General features: G+C 70.3%; 14 protein-coding genes. 4 read left to right on the top strand and 10 right to left on the bottom strand.

Going from position 1 to position 14,899, the window contains the following annotated elements:
- Positions 1-20: 20 nt before the first annotated feature.
- The 6 genes from ORI94_RS04950 to ORI94_RS04925 all read right to left on the bottom strand — a co-directional run bounded on the left by ORI94_RS04950 (position 21) and on the right by ORI94_RS04925 (position 4,655).
- Positions 21-758 carry a TerD family protein gene (locus ORI94_RS04950; protein WP_266072815.1) on the bottom strand — a complete coding sequence of 246 codons (738 nt, stop codon included), beginning with the start codon at positions 756-758 and terminating at the stop codon, positions 21-23.
- Positions 759-936: 178 nt separating this feature from the next.
- Entirely contained in the window at positions 937-2,076 is a 1,140-nt protein-coding gene (locus ORI94_RS04945; protein WP_266072813.1) for a DUF475 domain-containing protein, read from the bottom strand.
- Between the two features lie 75 nt (positions 2,077-2,151).
- The gene (locus tag ORI94_RS04940) at positions 2,152-2,727 is read right to left on the bottom strand and encodes a TerD family protein (RefSeq protein WP_266072811.1); all 576 of its coding nucleotides are present in this window, start codon (positions 2,725-2,727) and stop codon (positions 2,152-2,154) included.
- Between the two features lie 138 nt (positions 2,728-2,865).
- The gene (locus ORI94_RS04935; protein WP_266072809.1) at positions 2,866-3,441 is read right to left on the bottom strand and encodes a TerD family protein; all 576 of its coding nucleotides are present in this window, start codon (positions 3,439-3,441) and stop codon (positions 2,866-2,868) included.
- 132 nt (positions 3,442-3,573) lie between these two features.
- Positions 3,574-4,047: a peroxiredoxin gene (locus ORI94_RS04930; RefSeq protein WP_266072806.1), complete on the bottom strand. Its 474-nt coding sequence runs from the start codon at positions 4,045-4,047 to the stop codon at positions 3,574-3,576.
- A gap of 170 nt (positions 4,048-4,217) precedes the next feature.
- Positions 4,218-4,655, bottom strand: coding sequence for a DUF3052 domain-containing protein (locus ORI94_RS04925; RefSeq protein ID WP_042170042.1), 438 nt, complete (start codon positions 4,653-4,655; stop codon positions 4,218-4,220).
- Positions 4,656-5,064: 409 nt separating this feature from the next.
- Here ORI94_RS04925 and aceE point away from each other — a divergent pair, with 409 nt between their 5' ends.
- On the top strand, positions 5,065-7,812 hold the full coding sequence (gene aceE / locus ORI94_RS04920; protein WP_266072803.1) for a pyruvate dehydrogenase (acetyl-transferring), homodimeric type: 2,748 nt from the start codon (positions 5,065-5,067) through the stop codon (positions 7,810-7,812).
- A 149-nt stretch (positions 7,813-7,961) separates the two neighbouring features.
- Here the strand turns inward: aceE and ORI94_RS04915 are convergent, their stop codons facing one another.
- Together ORI94_RS04915 and ORI94_RS04910 are read right to left on the bottom strand one after the other, a co-directional pair.
- Positions 7,962-8,270, bottom strand: coding sequence for a small hydrophobic protein (locus tag ORI94_RS04915; RefSeq protein WP_266072801.1), 309 nt, complete (start codon positions 8,268-8,270; stop codon positions 7,962-7,964).
- Between the two features lie 256 nt (positions 8,271-8,526).
- Positions 8,527-10,149, bottom strand: a complete 1,623-nt coding sequence (locus ORI94_RS04910) for an MFS transporter (RefSeq protein WP_266072799.1) — start codon at positions 10,147-10,149, stop codon at positions 8,527-8,529.
- A gap of 194 nt (positions 10,150-10,343) precedes the next feature.
- Here ORI94_RS04910 and ORI94_RS04905 point away from each other — a divergent pair, with 194 nt between their 5' ends.
- From ORI94_RS04905 to ORI94_RS04895, 3 genes are all read left to right on the top strand, one after another.
- The gene (locus ORI94_RS04905) at positions 10,344-11,012 is read left to right on the top strand and encodes a TetR family transcriptional regulator (RefSeq protein ID WP_266072797.1); all 669 of its coding nucleotides are present in this window, start codon (positions 10,344-10,346) and stop codon (positions 11,010-11,012) included.
- A 124-nt stretch (positions 11,013-11,136) separates the two neighbouring features.
- The gene (locus ORI94_RS04900) at positions 11,137-12,354 is read left to right on the top strand and encodes an alpha/beta hydrolase (RefSeq protein WP_266072795.1); all 1,218 of its coding nucleotides are present in this window, start codon (positions 11,137-11,139) and stop codon (positions 12,352-12,354) included.
- Positions 12,355-12,421: 67 nt separating this feature from the next.
- Positions 12,422-13,270 carry a DUF4429 domain-containing protein gene (locus ORI94_RS04895; protein ID WP_266072793.1) on the top strand — a complete coding sequence of 283 codons (849 nt, stop codon included), beginning with the start codon at positions 12,422-12,424 and terminating at the stop codon, positions 13,268-13,270.
- Between the two features lie 51 nt (positions 13,271-13,321).
- On the opposite strand, the gene ORI94_RS04890 is transcribed toward ORI94_RS04895, so the two are convergent.
- The gene (locus ORI94_RS04890) at positions 13,322-14,383 is read right to left on the bottom strand and encodes an aldo/keto reductase (RefSeq protein WP_266072792.1); all 1,062 of its coding nucleotides are present in this window, start codon (positions 14,381-14,383) and stop codon (positions 13,322-13,324) included.
- Positions 14,380-14,856: a MerR family transcriptional regulator gene (locus ORI94_RS04885; protein ID WP_266072790.1), complete on the bottom strand. Its 477-nt coding sequence runs from the start codon at positions 14,854-14,856 to the stop codon at positions 14,380-14,382. Before ORI94_RS04885 ends, ORI94_RS04890 begins: the two co-directional genes overlap by 4 nt.
- Positions 14,857-14,899 lie beyond the last annotated feature (43 nt).

The raw sequence follows: 14,899 nt of genomic DNA, 5'->3' as shown, positions 1-14,899 counted from the left end.
CGGGCCCGTCCGCCGGCCGGCTAACGGCCCGTCTTCGACTTGAAGCCGCGCCCCCACTGCAGGCCCCAGCCGTAGAGACGGTCCAGTTCTCCCTGGAAGCCGTAGACGAACTTCACCTCGCGGCGGACGATGAGCTCGTCCTTGACGTTCTCGATCATCACCACCGCGCAGGAGCGGGCCTGCGGATGACGTTCGTCCAGGCTTATCTCGATCCGCGGGCCGTTTCCGGGGTAGAGCGTGACCATGGCCTCGGTCCGGTCGAAGGCGGGCGTCTGGTCGTAGATGTACACGAAGACCAGCAGGCGTTTGATCTTCTCGCGGTGGTCCAGGTTGACGTAGATCGTCTCCCCGGAACCCGAGCCGAACCGGTCGTCGCCGCTGAGCTTGACGTACGGCGGCCCGTTGACGTCTCCGAGGAGGCCGCCGAGCGGCTGGACCACGCCCTTGGTGCCGTCCTGGAGTTCGTACAGGCAGCCGAGGTCCAGGTCGACGTTGACCATGCTCTGGCTGTGGGCGATGACCTCCGGGGGCTTGAGCGCCTTGAAGGGGTGGCGCAGCAGGCTCTCCCGCCGGGCCCCGCCCAGGTCGGAGGTGCGCATCCGCCAGCTCAGGTTGATCCGGAGATTGCCGGTGGCCGCGCCCTGTTTGGTCAGGGACACCTGCGCGTACCGCTTTGTCAGCTCGATGGCGTTGGTGGCCGCGCTGCCCGAGTCGAAGGCACTGTCGTTTCCGCGCCGCAGTCCGTCCAGGAAGCCCATTCCCGCCCCAAGTCCACTCGTCGAACCCCGCTGGTCCTGCTGGTCCCGCCGGTCCTGCTGTCCCGCCCACGCGTCGGCCGCCGGCGCCCGGGCGGGCTCCGGACGGCCGTCGGGGCGGCCGTCGAGGACTGGTCCTCGACGGCCGCCCCGAACAGAGCGTTCCTCACCCGGAGGGCTGTCACACCCCGGAGGGGACCTCGGTCTTCTCGCCCGCGCTGCCCTCGGCCGCCGCGTGGGCCCTGTTGCGGCGCACGGAGGACCAGAAGGACAGGCCGATCAGGACGACACCGATGAGACCGGTGATGATCTCGTTGATCTCGTACTGGATCGTGATGAGCAGGAGCGCGGCGAGGGCGCCGATCGCGTAGTGCGCGCCGTGCTCCAGGTAGACGTACTCGTCGAGGGTGCCCTGGCGCACCAGGTAGACCGTCAGCGAACGGACGTACATCGCTCCGATACCGAGGCCCAGGGCCATCAGCACGATGTCGTTGGTGATGGCGAAGGCGCCGATCACACCGTCGAAGGAGAAGGAGGCGTCCAGGACCTCGAGGTAGAGGAACATGAAGAACGCGGCCTGGCCGCCGATGGCCAGGGCCGTCTTGGGCTTGCCGGTCCGCTCGGCCTTCTCCTCGGCCTCGTGCTCGCGTTCCTCCTGCTCCTCGAGCCGGTTCTCGAAGAAGCCGGAGAGACCGCCCACGATCATGTAGGTGATCAGACCGCCGATACCGGCGAGGAGGACCGTTTCCGCCTTGTCGACATGGGTGCCGCCGTGCTGGTGGGCGTTGGCCCCGACCGTCAGGGAGGCGGTCAGCAGGACGATCAGCGCGATGCAGACCGACAGCATGTCGACCTTGCCGAGCTTGCCCAGCGGACGCTCGATCCAGGTCAGCCACTTGATGTCCCGGTCCTCGAAGATGAAGTCCAGGAAGATCATCAGCAGGAACATGCCACCGAAGGCCGCGATCGACGGGTGCGCGTCGGTGACCAGTTCCTGGTAGCGGTCCTTGTCACTGAGGGCGAGATCGACCGCCTCGATCGGACCGAGCGAGGCACTCACGGCGACGATCACGACGGGGAAGACCAGCCGCATACCGAAGACGGCGATCAGAATGCCGATGGTGAGGAAGATCTTCTGCCAGAAGGCATTCATCTTCTTCAGGATCCCGGCGTTGACCACCGCGTTGTCGAAGGACAGCGAGATCTCGAGGATCGAGAGGATCGCCACGATGCCGAAGGCGGTCCACCCCCCGAAAAGGATCGCTGCGACCAGGCCGAGCGCGGTGACCGCGAACGACCAGCCGAAGGTTTTCAGAACCACTGGCTACCCCATCATGTGTGGGGGGCTCCCCCGGTGGATTTCCGGAGGAGTCTCTCCCCGTCGCCGTAGTCGGCTTTACGAAACATTGACTCCGAAGTCTAGGGCGATGCCCCGGAGCCCCGACGCGTACCCCTGCCCCACCGCCCTGAACTTCCACTCGCCCTGATAGCGGTAGAGCTCACCGAAGATCATCGCGGTTTCCGTGGAGGCGTCCTCCGAGAGGTCGTAGCGGGCGAGTTCCTGGCCGTCCGCCTGGTTCACCACTCGGATGAAGGCATTGCTGACCTGGCCGAAAGCCTGGCCGCGGTCGTCGGCCAGGTGGATGGAGACCGGAAAAACGATCTTGTCGCACCGGACCGGCACCTTGGAGAGGTCGACCAGCAGGGACTCGTCGTCGCCGTCGCCCTCGCCGGTGAGGTTGTCACCGGTGTGCTCCACCGAGCCGTCCGGGCTCGTGAGCTGGTTGTAGAAGATGAACCACTCGTCCCCCATGACCCGGCCGTCGCTGCACACCAGTGCGCTGGCGTCGAGGTCGAAGGGGGCTCCCGTGGTGGAGCGTGCGTCCCAGCCGAGCCCGATCATCACCTGCGTGAGGTTCGGTGCGGCCTTGGACAGGGAGACATTGCCTCCCTTGGCGAGCGTGACGCCCATGTTGCTGGTCCCTCCCCGCGTGATGCTTCTCAGGTGGTCTCCTGCGCGTCCGGCGCCGCACGTAAACCGTGCGGCGCCGGACGGAGCAGCCGTGCGGGACGGCCGCACCCGGGCTGTGGCGCCCGGGACGCGGGCGTCTCAGACGTTCACACCGAAGTCCTGCGCGATGCCGCGCAGGCCGGAGGCGTAGCCCTGGCCGATGGCGCGGAACTTCCACTCGGCGCCGTGCCGGTACAGCTCGCCGAAGACCATGGCGGTCTCGGTGGAGGCGTCCTCCGACAGGTCGTAGCGGGCGATCTCGGCACCGCCGGCCTGGTTGACGACGCGGATGAACGCGTTGCGCACCTGGCCGAAGGACTGCTGGCGGCTCTCGGCGTCGTAGATGGACACCGGGAAGACGATCTTCTCGATCTCCGCGGGGACGCCCGCGAGGTTGACCTTGATCTGCTCGTCGTCGCCCTCGCCCTCACCGGTGAGGTTGTCGCCGGTGTGCTCCACCGAGCCGTCGGGGCTCTTGAGGTTGTTGAAGAAGACGAAGTTGGCGTCGTTGGTGACCTTGCCCGTGTTGTTCACCAGCAGCGCGCTGGCGTCCAGGTCGAAGTCGGTGCCGGTCGTGGTGCGTACGTCCCACCCCAGTCCGACGATGACCGCGGTCAGGCCCGGCGCCTCCTTGGTCAGCGATACGTTGCCGCCCTTGATGAGGCTGACTCCCACGGGTCCTCCATTGATGTCCGGGGGCGGGAAGCCCCGTCGTGCGTTGGATGTCGGATCAACGAGTCGATCCTAGTAACGGGTTCCCGGCCGGCGCAGACCCAGGCGCCGGGGAATCGCCGCCGCCGGGCGTGCTCACAGCGCGGCGACCGCCTCGACGTAGTCGTTCAGGTCCCGTGCGTCGGGCAGCGCGTTGACCACCGTCCACCGCACGAAACCCTCGCGGTCGATGACGAAGGTCCCCCGAACGGCGCAGCCCTTGCCCTCGTCGAAGACCCCGTAGGCGCGCGAGACGTCCCCGTGCGGCCAGAAGTCCGACAGCAGGGGGTACTCCAGGCCCTCCTGCTCGGCGAAGACGCGCAGGGTGTGGACGGAGTCGGTGGAGACGGCGAGCAACTGGGTGCCGCGGCCGGCGAGGAGGTCCAGGCCGTCGCGCAGGGCACGCAGCTCGTCGGTGCAGACGCTGGTGAAGGCGAAGGGGTAGAAGACGAGCACCACGTGGCGACGGCCCCGGTGGTCGGACAGCCGCACGGGCGCGCCGTGGTTGTCCCTGAGCTCGAAGTCGGGGGCGGGAGCGCCGACCTGGAGCGCCGTCGTCTGGATCGCCATCGCCTGTTCGTCCCTTCGGGGGGGCTGTGCCCGGCCTGTTCCCTGGGAACACCCTACGCAGGGGATACGACAGTGGTCCGGACGGGCTGAACCGGTCAGCCCGTCCGGTGGAGGAACGGGGTACGGCCACCCGCTGGGGCGGGGCCGTCGTGGCTACCTCCGGGACGCGGCTACCTCCGCGACTTGGCCGCCTTCGGCGTCGCCAGCCGGCTGCCGCTCCAGTCCTTGCCGACGCTGACGCTCTTGGCGGCGGTCAGGCCGGCCGTGGTGGCGGCTTCCGAGATGTCGCTCGGCTCCACGTACCCCGAGCGGCCGGTCTTCGGCGTGAGGAGCAGGATCGCCCCGCCCTCCTCGATGTACGTGCCGGCGTCCACCAGCGCATCCGTCAGGTCGCCGTCGTCGTCGCGGAACCACAGCACAACGGCGTCAGCCACGTCGTCGTAGTCCTCGTCGACAAGGTCGCTCTCGATGACGCCCTCGATGGCCTCGCGGAGCTCCTGGTCGACGTCGTCGTCGTAGCCGATCTCCTGGACCACCTGCCCGGGCTGGAACCCCAGCCTGGCGGCAGGGTTCGTCCGCTCCTCCGCGTGGTCCGCGGTCGCGCTCACGGGGTGCCTCCTGATCATGGTTTGGGAATATCTCAGCCACGCGCGGGCGCGCGGCATTGGCCGTAGTCCACACGGGCGGGGCGGATCGCGCAAGTACCCGGCCGCCCGGACCGCCTAAACGGTGACGATCCTGACCGGGTCACCGCAACTCCAGGCACATCCTCCCGGTCCGCGGTGACTCACACCACACCCTTGTGCCCCGAATGGGCGTTTGGGAACTGTATACGGGTACGAGACTCGCATGAACGCGAGATTCGCTCCGTACGCCACCGTACCGGTGTCGCGTGCCGGTTACCTATCGGTAGAGATGACGCGCGCGGCCCCGGGGTGGACCATGGGGAGCGCGCAGACCCGGCTACGTCAGTGAAGCAGCGGCCTCCTCACGGCCCTTCGACAGGTAAGGAACAGCGTGGCTTCCGCATCCGATCGCAATCCGATCATCATTGGTGGCCTTCCGAGTCAGGTGCCTGACTTCGATCCCGAGGAAACCCAGGAGTGGCTCGACTCCCTCGACGCCGCCGTCGACGAGCGCGGCCGGGAGCGGGCCCGCTATCTGATGCTGCGCCTGATCGAGCGGGCCCGCGAGCGGCGGGTGGCCGTGCCCGAGATGCGCAGCACGGACTACGTGAACACGATCCCCACCCGTGCGGAGCCGTTCTTCCCGGGCAACGAGGAGATCGAGCGCAAGGTCCTCAACGCGACCCGCTGGAACGCGGCGGTGATGGTCTCGCGCGCCCAGCGGCCCGGGATCGGCGTGGGCGGCCACATCGCCACCTTCGCGTCCTCGGCGTCGCTGTACGACGTGGGCTTCAACCACTTCTTCCGCGGCAAGGACGAGGGGGACGGCGGCGACCAGGTCTTCTTCCAGGGCCACGCCTCGCCGGGCATCTACGCCCGCGCGTTCCTGCTGGACCGGCTGAGCGAGCGGCAGCTGGACGGGTTCCGGCAGGAGAAGTCGAAGGCCCCCGAGGGCCTGGCGTCGTATCCGCACCCGCGTTCGATGCCGGACTTCTGGGAGTTCCCGACCGTGTCGATGGGCCTCGGCCCGATCAGCGCGATCTACCAGGCCCGGATGAACCGCTACATGCAGGCGCGCGGCATCGCCGACACCTCGAAGTCGCACGTGTGGGCGTTCCTCGGCGACGGCGAGATGGACGAACCGGAGTCGCTGGGCCAGCTGACGCTCGCGGCCCGCGAGAACCTCGACAACCTGACCTTCGTCGTCAACTGCAACCTGCAGCGCCTCGACGGGCCGGTGCGCGGCAACGGCAAGATCATCCAGGAGCTGGAGTCGGTCTTCCGGGGCGCCGGCTGGAACGTGATCAAGCTGGTCTGGGACCGCTCCTGGGACCCGCTGCTCGCCCAGGACCGGGACGGCGTGCTGGTCAACCGGATGAACACCACGCCGGACGGCCAGTTCCAGACGTACGCCACCGAGTCCGGGGCGTACATCCGCGACCACTTCTTCGGTGACGACCACCGGCTGCGCGCCATGGTCGAGGGCATGACCGACGACCAGGTGCTGCACCTGGGGCGCGGCGGCCACGACCACAAGAAGATCTTCGCGGCGTACCAGGCGGCCATGGACCACAAGGGCCAGCCGACGGTGATCCTCGCCAAGACGGTCAAGGGCTGGACGCTCGGCCCGAACTTCGAGGGCCGCAACGCCACGCACCAGATGAAGAAGCTGACGGTCGACGACCTCAAGGGCTTCCGCGACCGGCTGCACCTGCCGATCTCCGACAAGGACCTGGAGTCCGGCCTGCCGCCGTACTACCACCCGGGCCGCGACTCGGAGGAGATCCAGTACATGCACGACCGCCGCAAGTCGCTCGGCGGGTACGTGCCGACGCGTGTGGTGCGCTCGAAGCCGCTCGCGCTGCCCGAGGACAAGACGTACGCGAACGTGAAGAAGGGCTCGGGCCAGCAGTCCATCGCGACGACCATGGCGTTCGTCCGGCTCCTGAAGGACCTCATGCGGGACAAGGAGATCGGCAAGCGGTTCGTGCTGATCGCGCCGGACGAGTACCGCACGTTCGGCATGGACTCCTTCTTCCCGAGCGCGAAGATCTACAACCCGCTCGGGCAGCAGTACGAGTCCGTGGACCGCGAGCTGCTGCTCGCGTACAAGGAGTCGCCGAACGGGCAGATGCTGCACGACGGCATCTCCGAGGCGGGCTGCACGGCCTCGCTGATCGCGGCCGGCTCGGCGTACGCCACGCACGGCGAGCCGCTGATCCCGGTCTACGTCTTCTACTCCATGTTCGGTTTCCAGCGCACCGGCGACCAGTTCTGGCAGATGGGTGACCAGCTGGCGCGCGGCTTCGTCCTGGGCGCGACCGCGGGGCGTACCACCCTGACCGGTGAGGGGCTGCAGCACGCGGACGGCCAGTCGCAGCTGCTGGCGTCCACGAACCCGGCGTGCGTCGCCTACGACCCGGCCTTCGGGTTCGAGATCGCGCACATCGTGCAGGACGGTCTGCGCCGGATGTACGGCGGCGACGAGCGGCACCCGCACGGCGAGGACGTCTTCTACTACCTGACCGTCTACAACGAGCCCGTCCAGCACCCGGCCGAGCCCGAGGACGTGGACGTGGACGGCATCCTCAAGGGCCTGTACCGCTTCCGTGAGGGCACGGCGGGCTCGAAGCCGGCGCAGGTCCTCGCCTCCGGCGTCGCGGTGCCCTGGGCTCTGGAGGCGCAGCGGATGCTCGCCGAGGAGTGGGACGTGCGGGCCGACGTCTGGTCGGCGACCTCCTGGAACGAGCTGCGGCGCGAGGCCGTGGAGTGCGAGCGGCACAACCTGCTGGGCCCGGAGGAGGAGCAGCGGGTGCCGTACGTGACGCGGAAGCTGGCCTCGGCGCAGGGGCCGGTCCTGGCGGTGTCGGACTGGATGCGGTCGGTGCCGGACCAGATCGCGCGCTGGGTGCCGGGGACGTACCAGTCGCTGGGCGCGGACGGCTTCGGCTTCGCGGACACGCGCGGGGCGGCCCGCCGGTTCTTCCACATCGACGCGCAGTCGATCGTCGTGGGGGTGCTGACGGAGCTGGCCCGGGAGGGACACGTCGACCGGTCCGTGCTGAAGCAGGCCATCGACCGCTACCAGCTGCTCGACGTGGCCGCGGCCGACCCGGGGGCGGCGGGCGGCGACGCCTGACGCACCGGCGGGACGGCGCCCGGCACACCGGCGGGCGGCACACGCGGAAGGGCCTCCGGCGTTTCGCCGGAGGCCCTTCCGCCGTTCCGTCGCGGAGGCTCACGCCTCCGTCGCGGAGACTTCCGTCCGGGCCCGGATCGGCCGGGTCGTCAGAAGACTCCATAGCCCGGGCCGGTGGCCGAGGCCAGCCAGATGATCGCCAGCAGCGTGTCGATGGCGCCCAGAACCAGGGCGACCACCGCCGTGACCGGGCGGGACCCGGCCCAGCTGCGGCCCATGGCAAGCCAGCCGCAGACCATCGCCACCGGGCCGAGGACGATCCCCAGCACGAAGAATCCGGCGACCGCGCAGATGACTCCGATGATTCCCAGCGTCGCGCGATCCGGCCCGGTCCGTGACCCCGTCAGGCCACGTGAGCGGGGGTGCCCGCGCGTGCTGCCTCCGAAGCTCGCCATCATCAACTCCCTGTACCCCGTAGTCGGTTGAGGTTTCACTGGGGTGCAACACGCGAGTACCCCCACTCAGGACGTGAATGCCTTCGAAGCGAGGACGGGTGAGCCGCCGCCGGCGCGCCGCCCCCTCCAGCAGCGCGCCGCGGCCGGCATCCCCCAAGTCCTGCGCAGGACATGACCCACTGTGACCTGCGGTGCCCTCCGAACGGGAGGGACCACCGCGGCGGTTCACCCTGACGGGCGAACCCGGCCACCGGAGCCGTCAGATGTGGCCGACGCCCGCACCGGCCTCCGCGTTCTCACCGCGCTTGGTGAGGAAGGCGACGCCCATCGCCACGACGGCGACCGCGCTGGCGACCAGGGAAGCCGCGCTCATGCCGGACAGGAAGGTGTCGTGCGCCACCTCGGTGACCGCCGCGGCCACCTCCGGGGGCATCTGCTCGCTCACCGGGGGCACGCCGACCTGGACGGCCTCGGCGGCCTGCGCGGCCTGCTCCGGGGCGAGCGGCGGGAGCCCCGCGTCCGCCCAGTTGCCGGCGAGGTCGCTGTCCACCCTGGAGGCCATCACCGCGCCCAGCACGGCCGTACCGAGGCTGCCGCCGACCTGCATGGCGGCCTGCTGGAGACCGCCGGCGACACCGGAGAGCTCCAGCGGCGCGTTGCCCACGATGACCTCGGTGGCGCCGACCATGACGGGCGCCAGGCCGAGGCCCAGCAGGGCGAACCAGAGGGACATCACGGCACTGCCGGTGTCCTTCTCGAGGGTGGAGATGCCGAACATGGCGAGCGCGGTGAAGGCCATGCCGCCGGCCAGCGGGATGCGCGGGCCGACCTTGGTGATGACCACGCCGGCCAGCGGGGAGCCGACGATCATCATGCCGGTGAGCGGCAGCAGGTGCAGGCCGGCGTCGACCGGGCTCTGGCCGTGCACGTTCTGCAGGTAGAAGGTGACGAAGAACAGGCCGCCCATGAAGGCGATGGCCATGAGGACCATCAGCACGACACCCGCGGACAGCGGGACGGAGCGGAACATCGCCAGCGGGACCAGCGGCTCCTTCACCCGCTTCTCCCAGAGGGCGAAGACGGCGAAGAGCACCACGGAGACGGCGATGAAGCCCCAGGTCTTGAGGTCGCCCCAGCCCCACTCGGGGGCCTTGATCAGTGCCCAGACGAGGCAGAACATCGCGCCGGACAGCAGGCCGATGCCGGGGATGTCGAAGGAGTGCGGGCGGTTCTCCGCGCGGTGGTCGAGCAGGATCCGCACGCCGAGGACGAGCGCGACGACGCCGACCGGGACGTTGATCCAGAAGACGGACTGCCAGCTGACGTGCTCGACGAGGACACCGCCGAGGATCGGGCCGCCGGCGGTGGAGGCACCGATGACCATGCCCCAGATGCCGATGGCCGTGTTGAGCTTCTCGGCCGGGAAGGTCGCCCGCAGCAGGCCCAGCGCGGCCGGCATCAGCAGCGCGCCGAACAGGCCCTGCAGGACACGGAAGACGATGACCGACGTGATGCTGTCGGACAGGCCGATCGCGCCCGAGGCGGCGGCGAAGCCGACGACGCCGATGAGGAAGGTCTGCCGGTGGCCGAACCGGTCGCCGAGCTTGCCGGCGGTGATCAGGGAGACCGCGAGGGCGAGGAAGTATGCGTTGGTGATCCACTGGACCTGGGCGAAACTGGCTCCCAGGTCCCTGGCGATCACGGGGTTGGCGATGGCCACGATGGTGCCGTCGAGGGCCACCATCATGACGCCGACGGCGACGGTGAAGAGGGTGAGCCAGGGGTGGCCGCGCAGCCCTCTGCCGGGTGCCGCGTCCGACGGGGTGCCCGCGGGTGTCTCGTCCCCGGGTCCCATCGCGTCGATGGTGGTCTGACTGGTCATATCTTCGAGGCTAATGACAGCCGCTGACAGTTGACAAACCAATTCACCGACCGGCAGCCGAGCCGCCATGTCCGTATAGCGTGAACTGTGCGAACCGTTCCGGAAGGGGCTCGAGGAGCCCACCGGGAACCGGTTCGGCAGCCGGTCCGGGCAACGGATCAGGCAACGGATCGGAGGGAAGCACGGGAGGAACGATGGAGACGATCGGGGCCGTCGTCGGCGCGGCGCCGGCGCCGGGGACGGGGCTGCGGGAACGCAAGAAGCGGCTCACCCGCGACGCGCTGGTCCGTGCCTCCCTGGAGCTGTTCGCGGCCCGCGGCTACGAGGGGACGACGGTCGACGACATCGCGGCGGCCGTCCGCGTCTCGCAGCGCACCTTCTTCCGCTACTTCGCCAGCAAGGAGGAGGTCGCGTTCCACGTCCCGCACCTCGCGGAGTCCCTCCTCGTCGACGCCGTGCAGGGGCGCCCGCCCGGCGAGCCGCCGCTGGACGCGTTGCGCGGCGCCCTGCGGGAGAGCTGGGACGGCGTCAACCAGGCCGTCGAGCAGGTCGTTCCCCTGGAACTGCACCTGCGGGTGTACCGGGTGATCGAGTCGACGCCCGCGCTGCTCGCCGCCCATCTGCGGCGTTCGAGCGAGCTGGAGGAGCGGCTGGCCCGTGTGATCGCCGACCGCGAGGGCGTCGACCTGGACACCGACCTCCGGCCGCGCGTGCTGGTGGCCGCCGTCTGCAGTGTGATCCGGGTGGCGGAGCGGTCCTGGTCCGCCGGGGACGACGCAGGCCTCGCCGCCCTGTGCGAGCTGATGACGGCCCACCTGGACCAGTTGGGGCCCGCCCTGGCGGGATCCTGGGACGGCACCTGAGCCGCCTCCCGAGTGGCACCTGACCCGCCGTCGGTTCAGCCATGCCCACCGGCGACGCATCGAAACGTGATACCCGTCACTCGATTGACGCGAGACCCTCTCGTTCTCCTAGTGTGTCCTTTCAGTGACTTCCTTCGACGCCTCCCCGCAACTGAACGTGTGGCGTGCGCTCCTCGCGCTCGCCGTCGTCTTCGTGATGCTGGCGACCACCGGCTGGACGGCACTGCGCCGGCAGCAGGACACGGCCCCGCTCCCGGCCTCGCTCAGCGCCTGGGAGCACGGTCGCATCGGAGGCCACCGGCTGCCGGACCCCGATTCCGCGCCCGCCGCGCTGGCCCGCTTCTTCGCCTCCCTCACCGAGGTGCAGCGGGTGAACCTCGCCCACCGCTTCCCGCTCGCGGTCGGCAACATGAACGGCGCCCCGGTCGAGTTGCGCTACCGCGCCAACCGCCTCGCGCTGGGGGAGGCCCGCGAGGTCGAGCGACAACGGATGCGCGACGAGCGGCTCACTCCCGCCGGACAGCATCAGGCGGGCCGCCGGATGAACCGCTTCGGGGCGCTGCTGAGCCCCGGACGCCAGATCCTCGCCTTCGACCCCTCGGGGTCCGGCCGGGCCGCCGAGGTTCTCGGCGACCTGCGCGAGGCGGAGCGGGTCTCGGTCGTCGTCCCCGGCGTCGACACCGATCTGCTGACCTTCCAGCGCACCTACCGCCGCTGGTCGGCGCCCGTCGGCATGGCCGAGTCGCTGTACGCGGCCGAGCACGCGGCGGCCCCCTCGACCCGTACCGCCGTGATCGCCTGGGCCGACTACACCGCGCCCAGCGGGATGGGCATGGAGGCGGCGACGGCGATGCGCGCCGAGGACGGCGCGGTACGCCTCGACTCGCTGCTGCGCGCCCTGCCCGGCGAGTCCCGCGTCTCCCTGTTCTGCCACAGCTACGGCTCCGTGCTGTGCGGGCTCGCCGCGCCCACGCTGCCCGGCCGGGTGACCGACATAGCGGTGGCCGGCAGTCCCGGCATGCGGGTCGAGACCGTCTCCGAACTGCGCACCCACGCACGGGTGTGGGCGATGCGGGACGCCGACGACTGGATCCAGGACGTGCCCTACCTGGAGGTCGGCGGGCTGGGGCACGGCGCCGACCCCGTGTCCCCCGGCTTCGGGGCGCGCGTGCTGTCGGCGCGTGAGGCCCGGGGACACGGCGGGTACTTCGTGCCGGGCACCGACAGCCTGCGCAACTTCGCCGAGATCGGAGTTGGCGCATACCGCGCGGTGGACTGCGCACACGGGAGCGGCGTATGCCGGGCGGGTTTGTCCGACGCCGCCACGTCGGGACGCGCGTAGAGAACGGAGGAACTGCGGTATGCACGGGGAGGGGACGAAAAAGCTCGTGCCGCATACGATGAACCGCATGGGTGACGTACTGGCCGGATTTCACGCTGCCTGGGAGTTCGAGTCCGACTCCGTGCTCATCCGGTACGAAAGGGGGATTCGGACACCCAAGCTGTTTCAGGCCCTCGGGGAACGCCGCATCCCCCTGGAGGCCGTCGCCGGAGTGACGCTGACCCCCGGCAGGCGCGACACCGTCGTGCTGCGCATCGAGCCGCGGCCCGGCGCCGATCCGTTGATGGAGGCGGCGGCCGGGCAGCTGAAGGACGGCTGCGACCCCTACCGGCTCGTGCTGCCCGCCGAACGCGAGACGCTCGCCGAGTACTACGCCGACGAACTCCTCGCCCTGATCACCGAGTCGGGCCCCGCCGAGCGCCATCTGGTGCCCGCCCCCGAGGGGCCGCTGCGCTTCAAGGCGTACGACGGACGGGCCTCCTTCGACGGGAAGGCGGTCTCCTTCCGCTGGTCCTGGACGGGTGCCTCGTCGACGAAGTGGAAGGCGGGCGACCAGCGCTTCCCCGTGGGCGAGTTGAGCGGCGTGGAGTGGCGGTCGCCGGAGGTGTTCGAGGGACATCTGCGCCTGCTGCGCCGCGACGACCCGGACCGGCCGCCGCACGCCGACCAGGACCCGGCGGCCGTGGTGTTCGGGCTGGGTTACGGCCCGGTGCACGAGTCGCTGCCGTTCGCGGCGGCCGTCCTGGCGGCGGCGCGGACGGCCGCGCCGGTGCCCGCGGTCGCCGCGGCCGCCGTGCGCCGCGACCCCGCGGACATCGCCGACCGCATACGCCACCTCGGGGACCTGCACCAGGCGGGACTGGTGACGGACGAGGAGTTCTCGTCCAAGAAGGCGGAGTTGCTGGCGGAGCTGTAGGACTTGGCCGGTCGGACGCCGCAGGGCTCGGCCGGTCGGACGTGTGGGGCGCTACTCCCGTCCGGCGGACGTGAAGGCCATGTCCGCGTAGCGGGTGCCCGCCACCTTGGCGGCGATCGGGTCCAGCCGGGCCAGTTCCGCCTCCGTGAGGGTGATCCGGGTCGCCGCCGTGTTCTCCTCCACCCGGGCCGGCTTGCGCGTGCCCGGGATCGGGACGACCGGGAGGCCGTGCACGGCCGCCCGCTGCTGGACCCAGGCCAGGGCGATCTGGCCGGGCGTGGCACCGTGCGCGTCGGCGACCGCGCGGACCGGCGCGAGCAGGGCCGTGTTGGCCGCCGCGTTCTCGCCGGTGAACCGGGGCATGAGACGACGGAAGTCGTCCGGTGTGAGGTCCTGGCCGGCGTCGGCGAAGGAACCGGTCAGGAAGCCCCGCCCGAGCGGCGAGTACGGCACCAGGGTCACGCCCAGGTCCCGGGCGGCCGGTACGACGTTCGCCTCGATGTCGCGGCTGAACAGCGACCACTCCGACTGCACCGCGGCGACCGGGTGCACGGCGTGCGCGGCCCGCAGTTCGCCGGCGGTGACCTCGCTCAGCCCGAGCTGCTTGACCTTGCCCTCGCGCACCAGCTCGGCCATGACGCCGGCGGTCTCCTCGATCGGCACGTTCACGTCGCGCCGGTGCATGTAGTAGAGGTCGATGGTGTCGATGTCCAGGCGCTTCAGGCTCGCCTCGACGGCCTGCCGGATGTACGGGGCGTCGTTGCGGACGATCCGCCGGGTCGGCTCGTCGGGCGGGATCGACAGCGCGAACTTGGTCGCGATCACGATCTCGTCCCGGTGCGCCCTGAAGAACGGGGACAGGAACCGCTCGTTCTCCCCCGCCGCGTACGAGTCGGCCGTGTCGTAGAGCGTGACGCCCAGCTCCAGGGCCCGCTCCAGGGTCGCCCGGGAGGCGTCCGCGTCCGCGGGGCCGTAGGCGAAACTCATGCCCATGCAGCCCAGGCCCTGCACACCCACCTCGGGGCCGCCCGCACCCAGTACCGCCGTCGTGATCCTGCCGCTCGTGCTGTCGGTGCCGTTCGTGCCGTTCGTGCCGTTCGTGCCGTTGGTCATCGGGACCTCTCCGACGCCAGGGCGCGCCCGGCGTCCGCGTAGAAGCTGATCTTCCGGTCGAGCACGGCGAGGGTGCCCTGCAGCTCCGCGATCCGGGCCACCACGTCCTCGCGGGTCGCCTTGAGGAGGTCGAAGCGGTCGGCGTAGGTGTGGTCGCCCTCCCGCACCATCTCCGCGTACCGGACCATGTCCGCGACCGGCATCCCGGTCAGCCGGAGCTTGCCGACGAGGGCGAGCCAGTCGAGGTCGCGGTTGCTGTAGCGGCGCTGGCCGGTGTGCGACCGGTCGATGTGCGGCATCAGCCCGATGCGCTCGTACCAGCGCAGGGTGTGGGCGCTGAGCCCGGTGAGGGCGGCCACCTCACTGATCGTGTACCTGTCCGCGCCGTCCGGCCGCCGGTCGCCCTGCGGCGGACCTGCACAGGTGTCGGTCGTGGCACCCGTGCTCTCACCCGTGGTCTCCGTCACCGTCATGCACCCACGCTAAATCCCTGGAGTGCACTCCAGGCAAGCGCGA

This window comes from Streptomyces sp. NEAU-W12 (genome assembly GCF_026242095.1).
Lineage (GTDB): Bacteria > Actinomycetota > Actinomycetes > Streptomycetales > Streptomycetaceae > Streptomyces.
The sequence above is the reverse complement of the archived record's forward strand: the minus strand, read 5'-3'. Positions and strand labels throughout refer to the sequence as shown.

Coding starts and splice junctions, on each gene's coding strand:
- ORI94_RS04950 (WP_266072815.1), bottom strand. CDS start 758: ATGGGCTTCCTGGACGGACTGCGGCGCGGAAACGACAGTGCCTTCGAC.
- ORI94_RS04885 (WP_266072790.1), bottom strand. CDS start 14,856: ATGACGGTGACGGAGACCACGGGTGAGAGCACGGGTGCCACGACCGAC.
- ORI94_RS04905 (WP_266072797.1), top strand. CDS start 10,344: ATGGAGACGATCGGGGCCGTCGTCGGCGCGGCGCCGGCGCCGGGGACG.
- ORI94_RS04890 (WP_266072792.1), bottom strand. CDS start 14,383: ATGACCAACGGCACGAACGGCACGAACGGCACGAACGGCACCGACAGC.
- ORI94_RS04930 (WP_266072806.1), bottom strand. CDS start 4,047: ATGGCGATCCAGACGACGGCGCTCCAGGTCGGCGCTCCCGCCCCCGAC.
- ORI94_RS04895 (WP_266072793.1), top strand. CDS start 12,422: ATGGGTGACGTACTGGCCGGATTTCACGCTGCCTGGGAGTTCGAGTCC.
- ORI94_RS04910 (WP_266072799.1), bottom strand. CDS start 10,149: ATGACCAGTCAGACCACCATCGACGCGATGGGACCCGGGGACGAGACA.
- ORI94_RS04940 (WP_266072811.1), bottom strand. CDS start 2,727: ATGGGCGTCACGCTCGCCAAGGGAGGCAATGTCTCCCTGTCCAAGGCC.
- ORI94_RS04915 (WP_266072801.1), bottom strand. CDS start 8,270: ATGATGGCGAGCTTCGGAGGCAGCACGCGCGGGCACCCCCGCTCACGT.